Origin of the sequence: Bacteroides sp. AF32-8BH (assembly GCF_003435205.1) — a bacterium.
Classification (GTDB): domain Bacteria; phylum Bacteroidota; class Bacteroidia; order Bacteroidales; family Bacteroidaceae; genus Bacteroides; species Bacteroides ovatus.
In genome coordinates this window covers 126,489-148,056 of the sequence record NZ_QVLZ01000004.1, presented here as the reverse complement: position 1 = coordinate 148,056, position 21,568 = coordinate 126,489, and the positions used below count along the sequence as shown (strand labels likewise).

Below are 21,568 nucleotides of genomic sequence, written 5' to 3'. Positions count from 1 at the left end.
CGAATATACAAGTTCTATATATAAATATATCAAGGGAAATGGATCAAGTACTGTATGGTATAGATTACATAGAATATTATTTCTATTGGATATATTACAAGTTTATTGGCTATCCTTTAATCATAAGAATATGCTCAATTGCTGTAATGTTTTGTATTATTGCGTACTTATTTCTCCTATTCCATATTATATATGGTATATTTAAAAGGCGAAAAGAGAAGCGGAAATACAATAAAGCATTTGATAAGTATTATGAAGAAATGAAATCTATCTCACTAGATTCCAACACATTGAGTGAAGAAGAGATAGCTGACAGATTAGAATATGATACGAAAAAGCGCCCGAAACCTAACGAGTTACGCATTATCACTCAACTATTAACAGAAATCAAGAGTGTGCATGAAGATGAGATCAATGAACTAAACTATCAAACGATTCAAACCGTATTCCAAATCACACGTTTCCTTGAACGCGAACTTCAATTCGGTTCCAAAAGATCAAAGATACAAGCTCTGAAACTTATTCAGTCCATCAATGGGTATGCCTCTGAAGCGGTATTGGTGCGTTTCCTCTATCATCGTGAACTAGAACTAAGAAACTCGGCACGCTACACTTATATGTGGTTAAGCCAGGGTGACCCGTTCCGCTTCTTTGACGAAGATATCGGCATGAAGTTAAGGCAATGGGACATGATGGAGTTACACGCTATCTTGGAACACCGTAAGAAAGTGGGATATAACACACCCACCTTTATTAAATGGGTGAATACTTCAGCTGAAGAAAACGTTAAGATATTCTTTATCAACGAAATCCGGCTATATAATGAAACCGAAAGTGCCCCAATTCTCGCGAAGCAACTCAATGCCCGTTCTGTGGAAATACGAGGTGAAGCGATCAAGACTTTAGGTAAACTAAAATACAAAGAGGTTGAACCTAAGCTGATTGAAATGTATAATGTACAACCGGAAGAAGTCAAACGACAAATCATTTCGGCTATTGCGGATCTAAAGACCGATAAGGCTTTAGGATTTCTTTACAATGCTTATGATGAAGCAGATAACTGGGGAACCAAGAGAGTCATACTCAAAGCCCTCTATGAGTATAGTGCAATGGGAAGGAAAACATTCGATCAATTGGAAAGAAAAGCAGATTCCCACACAGCTATATTGTTTGCCCACACCAAGCATCCGTTAATCAACCAGTTAAACTAGAGAACATGAGAGATATAATATTTACATTCTTCAATTATTTCGTATTCTTTTATACGAGCATGCTGGCGATATTCTTCGTCACATTCGCCTTCCTCTCTTTCATTTCTCTAAAACGGAGAAAGGATTACTATGTGGAAAGCTATATGCGGAAAACAATCAAGGAATCCCCCTATACACCGGGCATTTCGGTAATTGCTCCTGCCTTCAATGAAGAAAAGACAATCATTGATAATGTGAACTCCATGCTTGCATTGGAATATCCGCTTTTCGAGGTGGTTATTGTAAATGATGGAAGTACGGACAGTACATTGGAAAAGATGACCGAATATTATGAACTGGTAGAAGTGCCCTATGCTTATATCGAGCGAATCAAAACCAGACCGTTCCGAAGACTCCTCAAATCCTCCAACCCGAAATACAGCCGACTCATCGTTGTAGACAAAGAAAATGGAGGAACTAAAGCGGATGCATCCAATGCGGGTATCAACGTTGCTTCTCATCCTTATTTTATCTGCACGGATGTGGATTGCATTTTGGAAAAGTATGCTCTTTATCGTTGTATCTCGCCCATTATATCTTCAGAAAAACAAGTAATTGCAGTCAGCGGAACGATGTTGATGGCTAACGGATGCGTCGTGAAAGACGGACAAATCATAGACGTTAGAACTCCCCGTACACCGATTCCACTTTTCCAGAATCTGGAATACATGCGTTCCTATCTGATTGGTAAGATGGGATGGTCCGCAATCAATGGTATGCCGAATGTTTCCGGTGGATTCGGTCTTTTCGACCGTTCGGTAGCGATTGCAGCCGGAGGATACGATGCCCCCTCTTTTGCCGAAGACATGGACCTCATCACCCGCATGGTAGGATATATGTGCGACTTCTCCCGTCCTTATAAGATCGTACAGATTCCTGATACTTGTTGTTGGACGGAAGGACCTCCCAACCTGGCAATGCTTTACCGGCAACGTACCCGTTGGGCACGGGGATTGTTCCAGACACTTAATATCCATCGTAAGATGATTTTCAAAAAGACGTATAAACAGATGGGACTGTTAACTCTGCCTTATATGTTCGTTTTTGAGTTTCTGGCGCCGATCATCGAGCTCGTCGGTTTGATAGTATTTATCTATCTGGCCTTTACAGGAGCAGTCAACTGGAACACGGCATGGATGATTTACCTGACGATCTATACGTTCTGCCAGTTCCTTTCCATCGTTGTTATTACCTACGACTACTATGTCGGGATGCTATATAAAAGAGGATATGAATACCTGTGGATTATCATTGCGTCCATATTGGAGCCCATCTTCTATCATCCCATCATCACTTTCTGTTCATTGAGAGGATACCTCAGTTATCTGACCAATAGAGACTTCAAGTGGAAGAACATGGAACGGAAAGGATTCAAGCAGAAAGAAGAAAGTGCAGACGGTACTGATATAACGGCAATGAAGCCCGAACCTGCTACGATTTAAACAAGAAAGAAAGATTAAAGACAAGATAGAATGAACAGAGAATTTCTCCATAAGATCACCATATTAGGTTGTCTGTTTTTACTGATAACCTCTTCCTCCGGGACCGACAACGGATTCCAGACACCGGAGCAATATGCCCAGATTGTACAGGAGCATTTTGCGAACGAGGAATGGGAAGCAGGGAAAGAGCTGTTGGAGGAGGGCCTTCAGAAATACCCGAATGTTTCTGACCTTGAATGGCTCATGGGAAAATACTGGTTCCACGAAAAGAACTATGACCAGTCGCGTTATCATCTTGTCAAAGCGATAGATGACAATTACAACAACGTCAATGCCAAACATCTGCTGGTAGACGTAGAAGATATCACCGAGAATTATTCCAGTGCTATTTGTTACGTTAATGAGTTGCTGGAAGTGAATCCGTATTGGAGAGGTTTATGGCGAAGAAAGATTGAACTGTACCGCAAGCAGAACAACGATGTGGAAGCAGACCGTCTGTTGAAACGAATCAATCAGATTTACCCGAACGATACGATTCTAAGGAAGGATTATATCTACAGCATGGAGGTAGGCTACCAGCAAATGAAAAAAGGTGGTAACCGAAAAGAGGCTATCGAAAAGCTGACGGAGCTTATCAAAGTATCTCCTCAAAACGAAGAATATTATCTGGACATCATTAACCTGCATTTACAGGAAGGAAACCGGGAAGCTGCTCTAGGCTGGTCATCCAACGGTTTGGCTGCCATACCGGGAAGCGGTGCGCTTATCGTCAAAAGGGCGAGTATCCTTAGTGAATTGGCACGTTATCCAGAAGCTCTGGTGTTTATACGCGAGCAAATGCGAAGAAACAACAGCCCTGCCATACGGCGTATGTATAACGACCTGTTAATGGAGGCTGCCCGAGCAGAGAAGCAGCGGGATCCTTATGTATTATATGGCATGGCCTACGAAGGAGGTAATAAGAACAAGGAAGCATTAGACTACCTGCTGAACACTTCCGTCACCCGGGGATATACCGATGACGCACTCTTCTATATCAGAGAAGCTAAAAAACAATATGGCAACAATGATAAAGGAATTCTTTATAAAGAATATATGCTTTATCGCCAGATGAATGAGGATGATCTTGCCTATTCAACGCTGAAAAAGATGTATGAGATGTATCCTGATGATTATGATATTACGCTTGCCATGAGCGCACAACACATGAAGAAAGCTGAAAAACTGATGGAACTTGGTCTGTACGCAGAAGCATTGCCGCACGTATTGTTCGTTTCTCAAAAACATGTAGACGACAATGAAGTGAACGGTGCCGCATGGGAAAAAGCCTTGAGTTGCTATATCAATATGAAACGTTACAATGAAGCACTTGCCACATTGGACACCATCACTCTTCACTTCCCTGATTACGAAAACGGCACGTTGAAAAGGGCATTTATTCTCGATAAAATGGATAAAACCGAAGAGGCTTTGCAACTGTATCTATCTGCCATCGAGCAGAGTGATGAGGATATGCGCATTTTCTATGTTATCGGATACGAGGAACTAGCAGTGCCGTACATCAAGAAATGTATGGAAGCCGGAGCTACGAAGAAAGCATACGAGGAATCTGTTAAGCTAATTAGCCTGAATCCATCGAGCGATCTCGGATTACGGTATGCCATCAATTCGTCCGGTTTACTCGGAAAATACGATGAATTCGAGAAATATACGGCTCAAGGGATCAATTATTATCCTGAAGAACCGTTCTATCAGGCAAAGAGGGCTACTGTCCTTGAGCGTGACAAGAGATACGAAGCTTCTTTGGAATTCCTGAAACCGATACTCAATAAATACCCGAGTAACAAAGAGATTATAGGCGCATTCTCACAAAGCAGTGAATATCGTGCCCTGCAACTGACAAAGGCGAAAGAACCGGAAAAGGCTCTCGCTGTTCTTGATACAGCTTTGCTTTACGACAGTCAGAACAAATCATTGAAGTACACCAAGGGGGTGGTATATGAAGCCAACCGTCAAGCGGATTCAGCCTATTATTACCAAAAGTACTACGAGCCATCCATCATGGAATATCGCTCTTTCCAACGACACTTATCGGGCCTTAGAAGCATGATGCTCAAGAATGAGATTGCTTTGACCTACCTGCGTGCACGCTACGGAGAAGAAGACATCATTACCTCCGTTGCCACCGCTGAATACACTCGAAAAGGCCAGAAGAACAGCTACACGGGACGTCTCAACTATGCAGGACGAAGCGGCTCGGCAAGCGACAGCATGGAGGCTGAAGAACAGACACCGGGAGGAGTCGGCATTCAGGTACAAGGTGAGTGGACGCATCACTTCTCACCGAAGTGGAGCCTCACGGCCAATGCAGCCTTTGCGACCAAATACTTCCCGGACATAACGGCTGATGTCGCTTTACGGCATTATCTCAAGAATGATTGGGAAATAGGTGCACATGTGGGTTATAGACGGGTAGCCGCCTACACAAAGCGTTATGAATGGAACGATGAATTCTTTGCAGGTGGCACCGGAGACAATGGCTATCTGTTTACGGGTTGGAATGAGTCAAAAACTAACCTACTCACTGTAGGCGGAGAATTAGCCAAGACCATTGAAGTCGTTCGTCTCAACACGAAGATAGATATGCACTTCTTCAACTCCAACTTCTATTACAATGCTCAGATTGGCGCCAAATACTTCCCGGCTAATGACGGAAAGACAAATATCAACGCCATGGCAAGCATCGGATCGGCACCGGAAACGGCCGTACTGGACTATGCGCTGCCCGGCTCTTTCTCTCACACCAATACTATGGTGGGATTGGGAGGCCAGTATATGGTCAGTCCTAACATTACCATAGGTCTGATGGGTACCTGGAATACTTATTATAACCAGACCAACACCGTGCGAGGGACCAGTCCGCTCAACCCGATAGAATCCATATCGACACGCTATAAAAACTTATATAACATCTATGCACAAGTCTATATTTCATTCTGACACGCTTTGCCCCATATTGGCAGGAATGATATGTATTTGCTGCCTTTTATCCGGCTGCCGTATGCAGGCACGCACGGAGATGTTCCCATCTAAAGAAGGGTATCTCGTCACCATTGGTGAGGATCCGACGGACAGAGACACCCGGTGGGCGAAATACCTGTACGAGCATCTCAAGAAGCGTGCAAACGACGATGAAATAGTCGCTTTTGGCGTTTCCGAAATGGACATGTGGCGCATCATCATACAGATAGACCCAACATTGCAGAGAGGATTCAAAGTAGCCTGCAAAGGCTCTGATATCAGACTGACCGCAAGTGACGACAAACAAATGTTATGGCTGCAATACCAACTGATAAAGAAGATCAGCAAAGAAGACCCGCGTATAGACGGTTCGGATCTTCCTCCCGCCCTTATCAATCTCAACGATACTTGCGGAGCTTTTGCATTTGACTATCAAAGTATTTATTCTCCATACGGCCTGAACGCCGATCATACAGGCGTTATCGGCCTGAACAACTTTGATGACAGCTGGGGAATATGGGGACACAACCTGCGAAAAGTCTTGGGAAAAGATGCAGAGAAAGTATATGCCACCATTCACGGGAAGACAGATGACTCACAACTGTGTTTCTCTTCCGAGGATATGTATCGCCAGATAGAAAGTTACATCGTAGATAACTTCGGTGAAAAGGGGAATTTCCGTTTTGTAATCGCACCGGATGATACTCCGTACGCCTGTACGTGTGCCACCTGTACCGCATTGGGAAATACAGAGAAGAACGCAACCCCCGCCGTTACGGAACTGATCCTCCGCCTGTCGCAGCGTTTTCCCAAACACACGTTCTTTACGACTTCCTACCTGACTACGCAACAAGTCACAGACAAGCAGCTCCCGCCTAACGTCGGGGTAATTGTCAGCGCTATCGACTACCCGCCCCGCCGGACAGACGGCAAAGACGAGCAAGACAAGAAATTTGCGGAACAACTCGACAACTGGAAGAAAGTAACGAACAACATCTATATATGGGACTATATCAACAACTTCGACGACTACCTCACTCCTTTCCCCATATTAAAGATAGCCCAGCAAAGACTCCAACTTTTCAAACAACACGGAGCCAGCGGCATATTTTTCAACGGAAGCGGCTACAGCTATTCTTCTTTCGATGAAATGAGGACTTTTGTATTATCAGCCCTTCTTATCAACCCGGAACTTCCGGTTGATGAGTTAATTAAAAGCTATTTCAATCAGGAATACCCGGTATCCAAAAAATGGCTGTACGATTACTACACAGAGCTAGAAAACAACGCCCAATCTGGAAAGCGGCTCGGACTTTACGCCGGTATCAGAGAATCGGAAAAAGGATTCCTCTATCCGGAGAAGTTTATCAAATTCTATGATGAAATGGGAGATTTTGTATCCGAAGCAAAAGGGAAAGAGCGCAAAAAGCTGCACGAGCTCCAGACCGCCTTGTCTTTCACGCGCATGGAATTAGCACGTGACCACGGTTTCGACGCTTACGGATATGCCAAGCGGAATGGAAAGGATATTCAACCGCTTCCCCAAGCTCGTAAATGGGTCACCCAGCTCAAAGAGCATCAAGCATTTGCCGGAATGGAATATTATAATGAGTCAGCTTATGAGATTGACTATTATATAAAGGAATGGGAACAATATATACTTGCTTCCGACATAAAGAAAAGTTTGTTTCTGGGAATGAATCCTTCCACAACCCCTAAACTAAATAAAAATGATTCAAAGAAACTGACCGACGGCACTCACGGTTTACCCGGAGACTATCATTGCGGTTGGGTTATCATTCCGGGAGAAGAATGTACCATCAACCTGCCGGTTAAAGGACTCAATGCATCAGGAACATTCTATATCAGTTTTCTGAATCTTCCCCGCCACCGTATCTATGCTCCACAGCAAGTTCAACTGTTGAAAGACGGAGTAGCCTATAAAACAATAGACTTGAAACCGGAAGACTCCCCAGAAAAAGGAGAAATGATGAAAGCCACTGTTCCGGCAGCCCTGAACGGAACAGAACAATTAAGCATAAAAATCAGTTGTTTAAAGAAACCGGGAACGCAAATGGGTATCGATGAAATTGCATTCATCCCTTAAATGCTGAAAAAGTGATATAACAAAAATAAATGGCAACAATGAATAAATCTATATTCTATATTTTACTACTGACGGCACTTCCGCTCTGCTTTACAGGGTGCAGGAAGGAAGTACGTCCCACCAGCATGACGATAAAAGATTCCGTCAGACACTATTACCCTATCAAGCAAGGTCAGCAACTCGATATCATGTTTACCATCACCAACACGGGAGATGCTCCGTTAATCATTTCAGAAATGCAACCTTCCTGTGGCTGTATCATTCTGGATAAAAGTTCGCATATCATCATTCCTGAGGATGGTATCAGGCAATTCAAGGCAACCTACAACAGTATCAAGAATGTAGGCGAAGTGGTTCACCGCATCCGGATTTTCGGTAATATGCTCCCAAATGGAAAAGCAGAACTAAAATTTGATGTTAACGTAGTCCCCGACGCAGATTATACACGTGATTATGAAGAACTCTATCAGGATTTCAACACTAAAAACGGCATTGTCAGGGAAATGGTAGACGGAAAAGAATCCGAACTAGGATATTATGTAGGAGAACCCTAATAATAAGTATTAAGTATCAAGTATTAAGTATTAAATGACTGGCTAATACTTGATACTTAATACTTGATATTGATACTTATCTCTACGGATGTATTTCTTTGAATGCGGCATTTTCTTCTTTCACATTCTGAATAGTCTGTTTTAACTCCCCAATCGGCAAGTCATATCCATACCAGCCTGTATAGCAATCCACCACATACCATTTCCCGTCAGCCTGCAATTCGAACTCAACACGCAAATCCACTTCGGACTCTTCATAGCCCGCTTCAAAGATTTTGTGTTTCGGTTCATTCAGCGTAAACTTGGAAACATAAATACCTCCCTCTTCCTGGGTGATACGCTCTTCCTTCATAGTTTCACTATCCAGCAACGGCCACTTTTCCCGAGTGAAAGGGAATGTTTTCTCGGTTTCTCCGTCATCTGCCAACAAAGTGATCGGAGTCTTTAATGGGAACTTGATACGAGTATACTGGAAGGCTGCACTGGAAGTAAATTTATCCAAAAAGGATTTGAAATCTTCACCGTCTTGTGTAGTCAGTTCACTATCGGCTTTTGCCTTGGAACTATTACCGCAGGAGATAAACGAAACACCTGCGAGCAGCATCATAGCCAGCAAGCAGCATACAAACTTTTTAGCTCTCATAATACTATATAAATTAAGAGTTTAATTAACGGCGCAAAGATAATGACAAGTTTGGCATCTTGGTTATTTTAAGAACTAAATCTTTGTATGTTTCAAATATTCATAGCCGAAGCGGCAGTACAGACATTTCCGCTTATCGCAATACTCTTTTTGTAACTGTATCAGTGCCTGACTATCCGCCGCACTGACTACCGGAAGTCCGGCATCGCTCCACGAACGAATGATGTGATTACTCTCCGCCTTCAATTCTTCCAGAAAGCGTGCGGCACGTTCACACATTCGTTCATCTGCCTTGTGCAAACCATAGGTATAAAGAAAAGGAACCACCGTATTAATGACAATCAAATCCTTGGAACGCTCTCCCATCGTCTTTTCCTTTTGAGAAGATAGTCGTCCGAATAGATAATGATTCTCCCAATAGGGAGACGTACGGGTATCCAGTAAAGCTCTCACGTCCGCCAGAGTTTCCGCTTCCAACAAACGTGAAAACAGCTTGTCTCCTTTCTGATAAAGATAAGCCAACTGCGCCAGGCGAATATGCGGAAAGTTTTCCGGACGAAGCCGGAGAAAACGCCATAAAGTAGCATCCATCCCCTGCCCGATTTCAAATTTATGCTGTAAATAACGAAACTCTTTACAAAGACGAAGACTATATTCGTCTTCCTGTTCTTTTTTCAGAAATGTTTCTTCCAACAACCCAGCCAAACCATAGAAAAAAGCTTCTATCTGAAACAAATCATTCCGGTGCTTACCCAACGCACGAAATGGCAACAATCCCGCCCACGTTTCAAAAGTATCTCCATTCAAGCCGAAACCGAAATTACGGGCAAGGGTGATAAAGAAAGCATCTTCCCAATTACTGTTACAATGTTTGAGACGCTGTGTGATTAATTGCGCTTTCTGCTCCAAACGTTCCGTTTGCAAAGCGGTCAGCCAAGAATGAATGGTAAGTTTGGGAAGAGAGGCAAGGATGGGATGGCAAGCCGGATACTGATCGGCTACACAAAGTTCGTGGTAATGTAATTGCACATTGTCCGGACAGGTAAGTAATAGTTGCGGTATCTGTTCACCGTTGGAACGGGTTATTTCCGTATCTGCTTCACTCACCACATGGAGAATCACAGAATCATAGGCTTTGTCGCAATCATGCCCGTGGCGAAACCAGTCGGAAGAATGTGTATGTATTTCTATATTCCCTACCCATAAGGCACCGTCAATCTTTAGTTTCGCGTTGAAAAAGTCGGGACCGGCGTTGGGGTTTTGCAGACCGGGGTCAATCACTTCTACCGGTAAGCCGTTGGTGGTTTGCAGTACTTTCAGGGGAAATAATTTATGTTTCCACACGTAGTGGAGAAGATGTTCCATGTTAACAAGACGTTAATGTGCGCTGCAAATGTAATAAAAATCTTATCTTTGCGACTATTATTTTGAATATAAGTCAGAAAACAATGAAAATAGCACTGATCGGTTACGGAAAGATGGGCAAAGAGATAGAAAAGGTTGCCCGTAGTCGCGGACATGAAATCGTCTGCATCATTGACATCAATAATCAGGATGACTTCGAATCGGAAGCATTCAAATCGGCCGATGTGGCCATTGAGTTTACCAATCCGATGGTAGCTTACAGCAATTATATGAAAGCGTTCAAAGCCGGTGTGAAACTGGTATCGGGCAGTACCGGATGGATGGCCGAGCATGGCGAAGAAATCAAGAAGCTCTGCACGGAAGAGGGCAAAACACTCTTCTGGTCGTCCAACTTCAGCCTGGGAGTCAGCATCTTCTCCGCTCTCAACAAGTATCTGGCTAAAATCATGAATCAGTTCCCTGCTTATGATGTCACCATGAGCGAGACACATCATATCCACAAACTGGATGCTCCCAGCGGAACAGCCATTACATTGGCGGAAGGTATTCTGGAAAAGCTGGACCGTAAGGACAAATGGGTGAAAGGCACTTTCCTTGCACCGGACGGAACCATTAGCGGAACCAACGATTGCGCCCCTAATGAACTTCCTATCGCCTCTATCCGCGAAGGAGAAGTGTTCGGCCTTCATACCATTCGCTATGAATCTGATGTAGACAGCATAACTATCACGCATGATGCCAAAAGTCGTGGCGGATTTGTATTGGGAGCCGTACTGGCAGCCGAATATACTGCCACACACGAAGGTTTTTTGGGCATGAGTGATTTATTCCCATTCTTGAACGACTAAGATTTCAGAAGCTAGTTCTAAACAAATATAACATTATGAGACAAGCCACACGCGCACAATGGATCAAATGTGCCATTGCTATTCTACTTTACCTCGTCTTCCTCCTCTGGGTACGGAGTTGGTGGGGATTGATTGTTGTTCCTTTCATTTTCGATATTTATATCACAAAGAAAATACCTTGGTCTTTTTGGAAGAAGTCGAAGAATCCGGCTGTCCGCAGTGTGATGAGTTGGGTGGATGCCATCGTATTTGCGTTGGTTGCCGTCTACTTCGTCAATATCTACATCTTCCAGAATTACCAGATTCCTTCCTCTTCGCTGGAAAAATCATTGCTGGTAGGCGATTTCCTGTATGTAAGCAAGATGAGCTACGGTCCCCGCGTACCGAACACTCCCCTTTCTATGCCGTTGGCACAACATACGCTGCCTGTCTTCAATACTAAATCGTATATCGAGTGGCCACAATGGAAATACAAACGGGTACCGGGCTTCGGCAAAGTGAAGCTGAATGACATTGTGGTTTTCAACTTCCCGGCAGGAGATACGGTGGCAGTGAACTACCAACAGACAACGGACTTCTATACGCTGGCTTATGGTGAAGGACAACGCATCTACTCCAAACAGATTGAAATGGATAGCCTGACACGTTCACAGCAACGTGCAATCTATGACCTCTACTATGACGCCGGACGTAAACAGATTCTAAACAATCCTCGTACTTACGGTGAAGTACTGTGGCGTCCGGTAGACCGTCGCGAGAATTATGTGAAACGTTGTGTCGGCTTGCCCGGTGATACATTGCAAATTGTAGACGGACAGGTGATGATTGACGGTAAGGCGATTGAGAACCCCGAAAACCTGCAATTCAACTACTTCGTACAGACTACCGGCCCGTACATTCCGGAAGATATGCTCCGCGAATTAGGCATCAGCAAGGATGACACCATGCTGATAGAAGACTCTGGCTGGGAAGGCGGATTATTGGATATGGGACTGGACAACCGGAATGCGCAAGGCAAACTGAATCCGGTATATCATCTTCCATTGACTAAAAAGATGTATGACACTCTCCTTGGCAATAAAAAGCTAATCAGCAAAATAGTAATGGAACCGGAAGAATACGCCGGACAGATGTATCCGCTGAACCTTTATACCAAATGGAACCGCAACAATTACGGTCCGATCTGGATTCCTGCCAAAGGAGCTACCATTACCCTCACAGAAGACAACCTGCCTATCTATGAGCGTTGCATCGTAGCCTACGAAGGCAACAAGTTGGAAGTGAAACCGGACGGTATCTACATCAACGGTGAAAAGACCAATGAATATACCTTCAAAATGGATTATTACTGGATGATGGGTGACAACCGTCACAACTCTGCCGACTCCCGTTATTGGGGTTTTGTACCCGAAGATCACGTAGTGGGCAAGCCGATTGTCGTATGGCTGTCGCTTGACAAAGACCGTGGATGGTTTGACGGTAAGATTCGCTGGAACCGCCTCTTCAAGTGGGTAGACTGATAAGTGTACGGATAGAATAGAGTGATAAGGTGATAAATATTGATGAACATTCGTAAATTCAAATGGATACTAGCATTTGCCGGAGCAGTAGTCGTAGTGCTTCTGCTCCGGGGATTTGCTTTTACGTCCTGCCTTATCCCTTCCACCGGTATGGAAAACTCCATTTTCCAGGGTGAACGTATCTTAGTGAACAAATGGAGTTACGGATTGCGAGTTCCTTTCATGTCGCTCTTTTCTTATCATCGTTGGTGCGAAAGTCCTGTACGGCAACAAGATATTGTAGTGTTCAATAATCCGGCTGGAATCCGGGAACCTATCATCGACCGCCGGGAAATCTATATCAGCCGTTGCCTCGGAGTTCCGGGAGATACATTATTGGTCGATTCTCTTTTCTCCGTTATTTCTCCAGAGGCACAATTCAATCCGGATAAGAAAAGGCTTTATTCGTACCCCGCGTCAAAAGAAAATCTGATTACCTCACTCATGCATACTCTTTCCATCACCAACGACGGATTGATGGGAAGTAATGACAGTACTCATGTGCGTAGTTTCAGCCGTTACGAATATTATTTGTTGGAACAGGCAATGAATGGGAAAGAGAGTTTTGTCCAACTTTTGTCAAACAGGGAAGATGCCGAACCGAATCCGCTGATTGTTCCCGGAAAAGGGAAATTTATCCGGGTCTATCCCTGGAACATAACCTTACTGCGGAATACCCTCGTGATACACGAAGGCAAACAGGCAGAAATAAAGAACGACACTCTCTACGTAGACGGCAAACCTACACAACACTGTTATTTCACTAAAGATTACTATTGGATGGGGTCTAACAATACCGTCAACTTTTCCGACTCACGGCTCTTCGGGTTTGTCCCGCAAGACCATATCATCGGGAAAGCCTCCATCATTTGGTTCTCCAAAGAAAAAGAGACAGGCTTGTTTGACGGATACCGATGGAACCGTTTCTTCAGAACGGTGAAATAATCTTCCGGAACATAAAAGAAATAACTCCTTAATAATATCCTTAATTAATATCCTTATTATAGAGCCCCCTAAACGTATTAAAATGAAAGAAATGAAAATAGCTTATTTATCTTCAGCTTATCTCGCTCCCGTCGAATATTATACCAAACTTCTGGCTTATGACAAAGTGTTTGTAGAGCAACACGACCACTATATCAAACAAACCTATCGTAACCGATGCACCATTGCCGGCCCATCCGGCGAATTAGCTCTTTCTATCCCAACCGTAAAACCCGACACATTGAAGTGTCCGATGAAAGATATCCGCATCTCCGACCACGGCAACTGGAGACATCTGCACTGGAACGCCATCGAATCAGCCTACAACAGTACTCCTTTCTTTGAATATTACAAGGACGACTTCCGTCCCTTCTACGAAAAGAAATACGAGTTTTTAATCGATTTCAACGAAGAACTATGCCGGATGGTCTGTGAATTGATAGATATTCACCCCACTATGGAGCGTACTAGCGAATATAAGATGAAGTTTGCTCCCGGAGAATTCGATTTTCGGGAAGTCATTCATCCCAAAAAGGATTTCCGAGAAGTGGATACAGAGTTTATTCCGCAACCTTACTATCAGGTTTTCGAGCCCAAACTGGGTTTTCTTCCTAATTTGAGTATCATAGACCTGTTGTTCAATATGGGACCGGAAAGTCTGTTGGTACTAGGCAAGTAATGACTCCACTCTTCTATACGTATGTAGCCAACAAAGGTGCACCATGTCGTCACATTATTTATACTCGTACAGTTTGACGTGTAAAATACTGAATTCTCCGACAGGAATACGTACATGCCTTCCCTGATGGTCCTGATCGCCATTCAGGCGCCGGATATATTTCAGTGAACCATCTTCGTTCACATTAACTTCATCTACAGAACCGATACCGGCTCTCATACCACCTTGCCAGCTATTTTCCGTTTTTGATGCCTTTCCGCCCACACTGGCAAAACCATCCTCGCCCAATGCCGGTGAACTTTTCATTTTATTTTCCCCCTGTTTCTTAAATTCAAGTACCAAGCCACTGCCGGCAACGATATACTCATCTGGAGCCAGACGTAGCAAAACACCTCCCCCTTCAGGCCATACAGTGCCATCCCGGGCACGTGGGTCCCATGGCAGAGTGAAGTAATGACGGCAGGTAATCTCCAAATCATCGTATGAAAGTATTCGTTCTTTATTCTCTTCATCAAACAAAAGACCGTTCATCACTCCTTTACCCTGATATTTTGTCAATAAAGGCATCAGTTCTTTCAATTTAATATAGCTCTGTACCAAAGGTGCATCTGCTCTATCCGAACCGCTTTCAATAGAGAAAGGACAAAAGCCAATCGCATCATGCTCACCAAACACATAGAAAGCACGTACTCCATCATTGTCTTCCAACCGAATTTCAGGTATAAAGAGAGGATTATTGTGCAGTTTATACTTTGCCACCCAATCAACGAAACCTTTATCATATAAATCCGGAGCCAGAAAATCAATGTTGGGTGCTGCATAATGCCATACATCTATCAAATGAGCCAATGGTCCTGCCGACGGATATTCTCCCGGTTTCCGCCCCCTACTGTTCATTGCTGCATTGACATACAACGGAATATTATAGATAGAACGTGCTAACTTTGCCATTCGTTCTACATACTGCGCATACGACCAGGCCATAAAAATTTCATCCGTATACACGTCTGCACCAAACACTTCCTGCCACGTACCTTTCTTCTTGAATCCCTGGCTCTCCCATTTTGCCAACATTTCGGGATGCAGAGATCTCTTGTTCTTTTGCAAATAGTCGATGAAAAGGGACGGAACTGATGCATAAAACAGTTTATCCGCTTCTTTGGAATAATCGCGGGCATCTTCCAACATTCCGATTTCGTTTTCTATCTGAATCATGATAACCGTTCCCTCTTCCTTATCCACAGAAGCAATGTGTTTCATCCATTGGGAAAAAGCACGGCTATCCGCCTGAAACACATTCTCCGAAAAGGAACTGGCTATTTCGAGGGGCTTCCCTGCTTTCGTATAGGCACGCGGGTATTTCTTATAATCTTCCTTAAACCAGATCGGAGCATAGCAACTCATTGAGTTTTTCCACGCACCGAACCAAAGGAAAACCACCTTCAAATCATTCGCACGGGCTTGTTGAATCACTTTATCCGTCAGGGTAAAATCAAATTTACCTTCCTGTGGTTCTGTTAAATCCCAATATGCAGGAACCAGTACCGTATTCAGACCCATACGCTGCAATTTCGGGAATATACGTTCAATATCTTCAATAGAGGAAGCTGAAGAATTTCCCAATTCACCGCCAATCACTAAGAATGGTTTTCCATCTACCATAAGTTGTGTGGTACTTCCCTGTTTCTGCAAATACGGAAGTTTCTGATGTGCCTGAAGAGGCAAAATAAAAAGGAATAGAATCCCAAAAAGTGTGTTTCTCATAACAATCAGCTTTATCATATTATCTGAAAGCAAAGTTACAACAATATAAAAAAGGAGCACAACGTCTTGTGTTCCTTTTCTATCGGGCAGGTTACAGATGCTTTATGTTACGTTACATTTGCCTTTATCTATACATTATCTCCGATTCTTATACCCTCTATTTGCATTTCCTAAGTAATTTTTAGAGAAAACTGTTTATATCGCTACTTCTTCACAGTTCTTCTCTTCATTAGATTCTGCTGCATCCAGCCGATTCAACAAATAGCGTACATTTTGAAGATGTATATCGTTATTCCGATCCATTTTCTTAAACTGCCAACTGTTTTTAGTGGTATTCAGTATGCAATTCATTAACGTTCCCACGGCATCGGCACTTTGGAAACGATTGGTATTGGAGATTAGCGTATTCATCATGTGCGCCCCGAATCCTCTAATCACCTCTTTCACACTTATCGACTTATAATTACGGATGGCTTCAAAGGCTGCCACATTACTACAAAGCGTACTAGCTAAATCCTCCAGTCTCTTTCGATCTGTTCGTTCCACTAGATAGCTTTCAGGATTCATAAAACAATTGAGGGTCAGATAAAAAGACATCATTTCATCATCGGATGAAAAGATAGCGTGCATGAGTTGCGTCGCGTCCCCCGGACGAGCCTGCTGGTTGCTTAAAACTTCTTCCATAAGAATTTTAATTAAATGGTGAATAAATTAAGTTCAATGGGGCGATACAGAAGGGTAGTTTTAAGAAATAAAAGAAGCGGTTCCGCCTGTCCCATTGCTCTTCACCATCCACAACAGGCAGTAGGTGCATTAACATCCTACATGGGGGTACGAAACCGCCATATAGAATGATAGGACAAGCATAAAAAAGCCTGCCACATTGATACAGCAGGTTCCCCTGCTGTGGATTTTGATAAAGAGCATTGCAAAGATAGAATATAAAATCAGAAAAGAGAAAAGAAAATCAATATAAATTGAAGTTTACAGCGATCAGCAAAAGACAAAATCTTCTAAAGCTACTTGTAACTATAAAATTCATTTAGGAGGTTCACCGGTTTCACCTTTAGTTGAATGAGTATAAATCAGATGTTTATGGTGGAAGAGGTACATAAAATAATAAAGAATCATCCTTCACCTCCTTCACAAAATAAAAGTAAGCGTCTTTTAGTTTTGCACTCGAAAGAGAGACTTCTTATAAGCTTTAAGATTGTTAACGAAGAACTAGTAAGCCCCCAAGTTTAGATAGCTTTTTATCGATATAGCTCCTTAGCAGATATTAACAAGATTGTTTCTCTTTCTTTCAAATAACCAGACTAAAAGACGCTTATATCGTATAGATTAAGGGTCTATACACCCTATTTGTTGGGCATATAGATCCAATGTATTGGTCATATAGATCTAACACGTTGGATATATATATCGTGCGTCTTGGGTATATATAGCCAACAACTCAAGTATTAATAGCCTAAATACAAAGTATTAATAGTCGATAGCTCAAATGTTAATACTTGATGGAGCGTTTGCTATGAGCTTATTAATTTTAGCTGATAGCATATTCGTTTTTGCTTATAGCATATTTACTTTAGCTTATGGCATATAAAAAGAACAGTGAAGAGTGTGAAGGATGATTCTTTATTATTTTATGTACCTCTTCCACCATAAATATCTGGTCTATAACTATTCAGCTAACGGTGAAACTGATGAACCTTTATTTAAAACTATTAGAGAATTACATAAGTTCGATATTAATAAATGCAACCGCCGTTACTGTAATGGTGATTTCGTTAATGAAAAACAACACAATATACAATGGGTGGAAGTCTTATCAAAAGAAGCCCTACAAGATTAAAACATAAAACTAAATCCTTTATTGTGAGAAGCTTTATATTTTTGAATTTCCAAAGACAGTGATTTTTTCAATTGCACCGCCATGAAATCCAAAAAAGGCTGGTTGGTTTCATCATCTTGCGCCTGTTGTAAAGAAAGGATATAATCTGCCCTATCCTCCTTAAAAATCTTAGCGGGGAAAAGATGATAGCAGAATTGAATATAGTTCATCAATAAGCGAGCTGCTCTCCCGTTGCCATCCACCCAAGGATGAATAGTCACTAAATTGAGGTGAGCATTAAAACTTAATTCGTATTGTTCACGGAACGTTTCCACATTCTTTTGCCGTTCCTGCAACAAGAAACAAAGTTCTTCTACTTTAACAGGTACTTTTTGATAACCCACATAAGAACGCCCACCTACACCAGCCGTAACGCCACACAAACGGAACTCACCTCTGGAAGAATCGAAAGAGCCGCCTATTGTATTATGCCTTCCCCCTGTTGTCCGCATCAAAGTAGCGTTTAACTTCTGCAAAAAAGCAGGAGTTATAACAGTATTGCGTTGCGCTTCCTTTTTAGCAAGCTCGTATGCTTTCTTCAAGTCCTCATTCATCAGATGATATACCAACGGCTTTCCTTTAGCTGTTACACCTTCATCGAAAAGAAGCTGTGCATCCATTTCGGTTAGTGTAGAACCCTCAATGGCTGTAGAATGGGTAATAAGAGAATAGAGGTAGTACTTCTCATAGTCCACCGACTGACTGATACCGAGTTGCTGAAACTCCTTATACAGTTCCTCTATTTCCAGCCAAATACCTTTTTCCATAATTAGGTTACCTTAATTGTTATTTTTCCCAAAATTACTTCTGATACAACACTTTACCAAGCGAAACGACTACTTTCTTACTATTTTTTTGCAAACGCTGGGAAAATTAGGCAATAAAAAAACGCTAAGTCGATTTGTTGCAATCACTTAGCGTTTTCCGAGTACCCAGACTCTCTGTCATCTCCTTAAAAAAATCTCTAACCAAACATCTACCTATTTCAACTCAAATGGTACAGTACCTTTAATATCTCTGGATGAACTACCGATGATTGCCTCAAACTTACCCGGTTCGGCCACCCATTCGTGTTTAGCATCATCGAAGAAGCTCAATGCTTTCTTATCAATCGTCAGCGTTACCGCCTTCTCTTCTCCCGGAGCCAGTTTCACTTTCTGAAAACCTTTCAACTCTTTTACCGGACGAGGGAGAGAGGATTTCTTATCACTGATATAAAGCTGAACAACTTCCTGACCTTCACGAGTTCCTGTATTCTTCACATTGACCGTGAAAGAGATAGTATCATCTACTGTCATTGTTTTCTTGTCAGCCGAAGGCTTTCCATAAGCGAAAGTAGTGTAGCTCAATCCGTGTCCGAACGGGAACAGCGGTTTGATTTTTTCTTTATCCGCCCAACGGTAACCTACAAAAATATCTTCCCGATAGATTTCATTAATCGTATCTCCTCTATGTTTAGACTGTGCCAGTTCCTCCTTATTGCCCGGATATTCGCCCAATTTATGAGCCCCTACATCTTCCAGTTTTGCCGGGAAGGTGAAAGGAAGTTTTCCCGAAGGATTGGCGTCTCCTACCAATACGGAAGCAAGAGCTGTTCCGGCTTCCGAACCCAGGAACCAGCCTTGTACAATGGCCGGCACTTCATTTACCCAAGGCATAGCCACAGCATTGCCGGAGATATTGACCACGATCAGGTTTTTATTCACCTTTGCGAGTTCACTAATCACTCTATCCTGTGCGTATGGTAAACCTAAAGAAGCACGGTCCGAATCTTCACAATCCTGATGATTGCTCTTGTTCAAGCCACCGAAGAAGACTACATAGTCGGCATCTTTAGCCACTTGCAAAGCTTCTGCAAGCAATTCATCTTCCGAACGGTTATCTTTCAAGTCCTGACCGGTTTTCACACCGTTATACTCTCCTGTCGGGTCGCCTACATACCCACGGGCATATACTACTTCTGCTTTTGAGCCCACACGACTTTTCAGTCCATCCAATGGAGAAATTTCATATTTCACTTTCAAAGAAGAACTACCACCGCCCACAGTCATCATCTTAATGGCATTTTCACCGATAACGGCTATTTTCTTAGCTTTATTCAAATCGATAGGCAATAAGTTACCGTTGTTCTGCAACAGTACAATCCCTTCTTCTCCAATCTGACGTCCGGCTTGCCCGTGTTCAGGAGAACCTAAAGAGCCAAATGGTTTGTGCGGGTCCATTGAAGTACGGAAAATCAGACGAAGGACATTACTAACCTTTTCATCCAGTTCCTTTGTTCCTACTTTACCTTCCTTGATTAATTTCAGGTAAGGGAAAGCAAGGAAATAATTATCATAGGCATTTCTCGTTCCGGCAGACAGTCCGTTCGTCCATGAACCAAACTCGAGGTCCATACCATTGTGGATCGCCTGTTCGGTATGGTGCACACCTCCCCAGTCAGACACTACGACGCCGTCAAAGCCCCATTCATCGCGAAGTATATCTTTAAGCAGGCGTTTGTTGTGACAAGCATGCTGTCCCTGATAAAGATTATAAGAGCCCATAATCGACCATGTTCCACCTTCCTGAACAGCCGCTTTAAAAGCAGGCAGGTATATCTCATAAAGAGCACGATCACTTAATTGTACATTAGTGGTATGACGGTTGAATTCCTGATTGTTCAATGCATAATGCTTCACGCAAGCAGCCACTCCATTCTCTTGCACACCTTTGATGTAAGGAACCACCATTGTGGCAGAGAGGTACGGATCTTCTCCCATATATTCGAAGTTACGTCCGTTCAAGGGTGTACGGTAGATATTCACACCAGGACCCAACAGAATGTCTTTCTTGCGGTAACGCGCCTCTTCACCGATACTTTTCCCGTAAAGATGAGACATTTCAGGATTCCATGTAGCAGCAAGGCACGTCAGTGCCGGATAGGCAATACAAGAATCGTTTGTCCATCCTGCCTGATCCCATTCATCCCATAATACTTCCGGACGGATACCGTGAGGACCATCAGTAGCCCATACTTCCGGGATACCAAGACGGGGAACGCCTGCCGAACTAAATTTAGACTGTGCATGAATCATCTTTACCTTTTCTTCAAGGGTCATCCGGTTCAACGCATCTTTCACTCGCTCTTCAATAGGCTTACCTGTGTCCAGATACACCGGTTTCTGCGCAAAAGCAGACAGTGCAGTCATCACAGACAGGGCAAGTAACATTGCTTTGAATTTCATGTTCATTTATGATATAAGAAATAAGTTCATTCTTTATTTATATAGACTCTCAAATGGGGTATATTTCCTAGTTGCGGATGAGTTTATTAATATTTATTATACTTATATCACTAATCATAAGCCGACTAACACTCATTTATCCATTCACATTGTCCATTTCATTCTTTTATTTCAAACTTCTCTTTCTTGATGAGCTAAGCCTTTCTGAATAAAGTCTATAAAATATTAGATACA

General features: G+C 42.8%; 15 protein-coding genes. 9 read left to right on the top strand and 6 right to left on the bottom strand.

All coding sequences use genetic code 11. From position 1 onward, the window contains the following. Positions 1 to 38 precede the first annotated feature (38 nt). From DWZ47_RS04485 to DWZ47_RS04465, 5 genes are read left to right on the top strand one after another with little or no spacing between them, the layout of a single operon-like run. Positions 39 to 1,211, top strand: a complete 1,173-nt coding sequence (locus tag DWZ47_RS04485; RefSeq protein ID WP_004298140.1) for a HEAT repeat domain-containing protein — start codon at positions 39 to 41, stop codon at positions 1,209 to 1,211. Positions 1,212 to 1,216: 5 nt separating this feature from the next. Continuing rightward, a complete protein-coding gene (locus DWZ47_RS04480; RefSeq protein ID WP_004298138.1) occupies positions 1,217 to 2,692 on the top strand; it encodes a glycosyltransferase family 2 protein in 1,476 nt (491 codons plus the stop codon). A gap of 30 nt (positions 2,693 to 2,722) precedes the next feature. After that, the gene (locus tag DWZ47_RS04475; protein ID WP_004307494.1) at positions 2,723 to 5,692 is read left to right on the top strand and encodes a hypothetical protein; all 2,970 of its coding nucleotides are present in this window, start codon (positions 2,723 to 2,725) and stop codon (positions 5,690 to 5,692) included. Further along, positions 5,667 to 7,820: a DUF4838 domain-containing protein gene (locus DWZ47_RS04470; RefSeq protein ID WP_117512388.1), complete on the top strand. Its 2,154-nt coding sequence runs from the start codon at positions 5,667 to 5,669 to the stop codon at positions 7,818 to 7,820. The genes DWZ47_RS04475 and DWZ47_RS04470 overlap by 26 nt, the downstream gene beginning before the upstream one ends. Positions 7,821 to 7,858: 38 nt before the next feature. After that, a complete protein-coding gene (locus tag DWZ47_RS04465; RefSeq protein WP_004324271.1) occupies positions 7,859 to 8,374 on the top strand; it encodes a DUF1573 domain-containing protein in 516 nt (171 codons plus the stop codon). A gap of 82 nt (positions 8,375 to 8,456) precedes the next feature. Here DWZ47_RS04465 and DWZ47_RS04460 read toward each other — a convergent pair whose 3' ends face one another. Both DWZ47_RS04460 and DWZ47_RS04455 read right to left on the bottom strand, forming a co-directional pair. Further along, positions 8,457 to 9,017 carry a hypothetical protein gene (locus DWZ47_RS04460; RefSeq protein WP_008649001.1) on the bottom strand — a complete coding sequence of 187 codons (561 nt, stop codon included), beginning with the start codon at positions 9,015 to 9,017 and terminating at the stop codon, positions 8,457 to 8,459. A 75-nt stretch (positions 9,018 to 9,092) separates the two neighbouring features. Then, complete coding sequence (locus DWZ47_RS04455; RefSeq protein ID WP_117512387.1) at positions 9,093 to 10,382, bottom strand: DUF2851 family protein; 1,290 nt, start codon at positions 10,380 to 10,382, stop codon at positions 9,093 to 9,095. A gap of 83 nt (positions 10,383 to 10,465) precedes the next feature. Between DWZ47_RS04455 and dapB the strand changes: the two genes are divergently transcribed. The 4 genes from dapB to DWZ47_RS04435 all read left to right on the top strand — a co-directional run bounded on the left by dapB (position 10,466) and on the right by DWZ47_RS04435 (position 14,452). Next, entirely contained in the window at positions 10,466 to 11,230 is a 765-nt protein-coding gene (dapB, locus tag DWZ47_RS04450; RefSeq protein WP_032856028.1) for a 4-hydroxy-tetrahydrodipicolinate reductase, read from the top strand. A gap of 35 nt (positions 11,231 to 11,265) precedes the next feature. Next, the gene (gene lepB, locus DWZ47_RS04445) at positions 11,266 to 12,750 is read left to right on the top strand and encodes a signal peptidase I (RefSeq protein ID WP_004307501.1); all 1,485 of its coding nucleotides are present in this window, start codon (positions 11,266 to 11,268) and stop codon (positions 12,748 to 12,750) included. 42 nt (positions 12,751 to 12,792) lie between these two features. Next, positions 12,793 to 13,734 carry a signal peptidase I gene (gene lepB, locus DWZ47_RS04440; RefSeq protein ID WP_117512386.1) on the top strand — a complete coding sequence of 314 codons (942 nt, stop codon included), beginning with the start codon at positions 12,793 to 12,795 and terminating at the stop codon, positions 13,732 to 13,734. A gap of 82 nt (positions 13,735 to 13,816) precedes the next feature. After that, positions 13,817 to 14,452 carry a WbqC family protein gene (locus DWZ47_RS04435; protein WP_032852246.1) on the top strand — a complete coding sequence of 212 codons (636 nt, stop codon included), beginning with the start codon at positions 13,817 to 13,819 and terminating at the stop codon, positions 14,450 to 14,452. A gap of 54 nt (positions 14,453 to 14,506) precedes the next feature. On the opposite strand, the gene DWZ47_RS04430 is transcribed toward DWZ47_RS04435, so the two are convergent. From DWZ47_RS04430 to DWZ47_RS04410, 4 genes are all read right to left on the bottom strand, one after another. Then, positions 14,507 to 16,216 carry a DUF5597 domain-containing protein gene (locus DWZ47_RS04430; protein ID WP_117512420.1) on the bottom strand — a complete coding sequence of 570 codons (1,710 nt, stop codon included), beginning with the start codon at positions 16,214 to 16,216 and terminating at the stop codon, positions 14,507 to 14,509. A 195-nt stretch (positions 16,217 to 16,411) separates the two neighbouring features. After that, complete coding sequence (locus DWZ47_RS04425; protein ID WP_008648987.1) at positions 16,412 to 16,900, bottom strand: hypothetical protein; 489 nt, start codon at positions 16,898 to 16,900, stop codon at positions 16,412 to 16,414. Between the two features lie 1,164 nt (positions 16,901 to 18,064). Further along, positions 18,065 to 18,874 (bottom strand): Fic family protein, encoded by an 810-nt coding sequence (locus DWZ47_RS04415; protein ID WP_117512385.1) that lies wholly within the window; start codon positions 18,872 to 18,874, stop codon positions 18,065 to 18,067. Between the two features lie 213 nt (positions 18,875 to 19,087). Further along, positions 19,088 to 21,340 carry a glycoside hydrolase family 3 C-terminal domain-containing protein gene (locus DWZ47_RS04410; RefSeq protein ID WP_117512384.1) on the bottom strand — a complete coding sequence of 751 codons (2,253 nt, stop codon included), beginning with the start codon at positions 21,338 to 21,340 and terminating at the stop codon, positions 19,088 to 19,090. Positions 21,341 to 21,568: the final 228 nt, after the last annotated feature.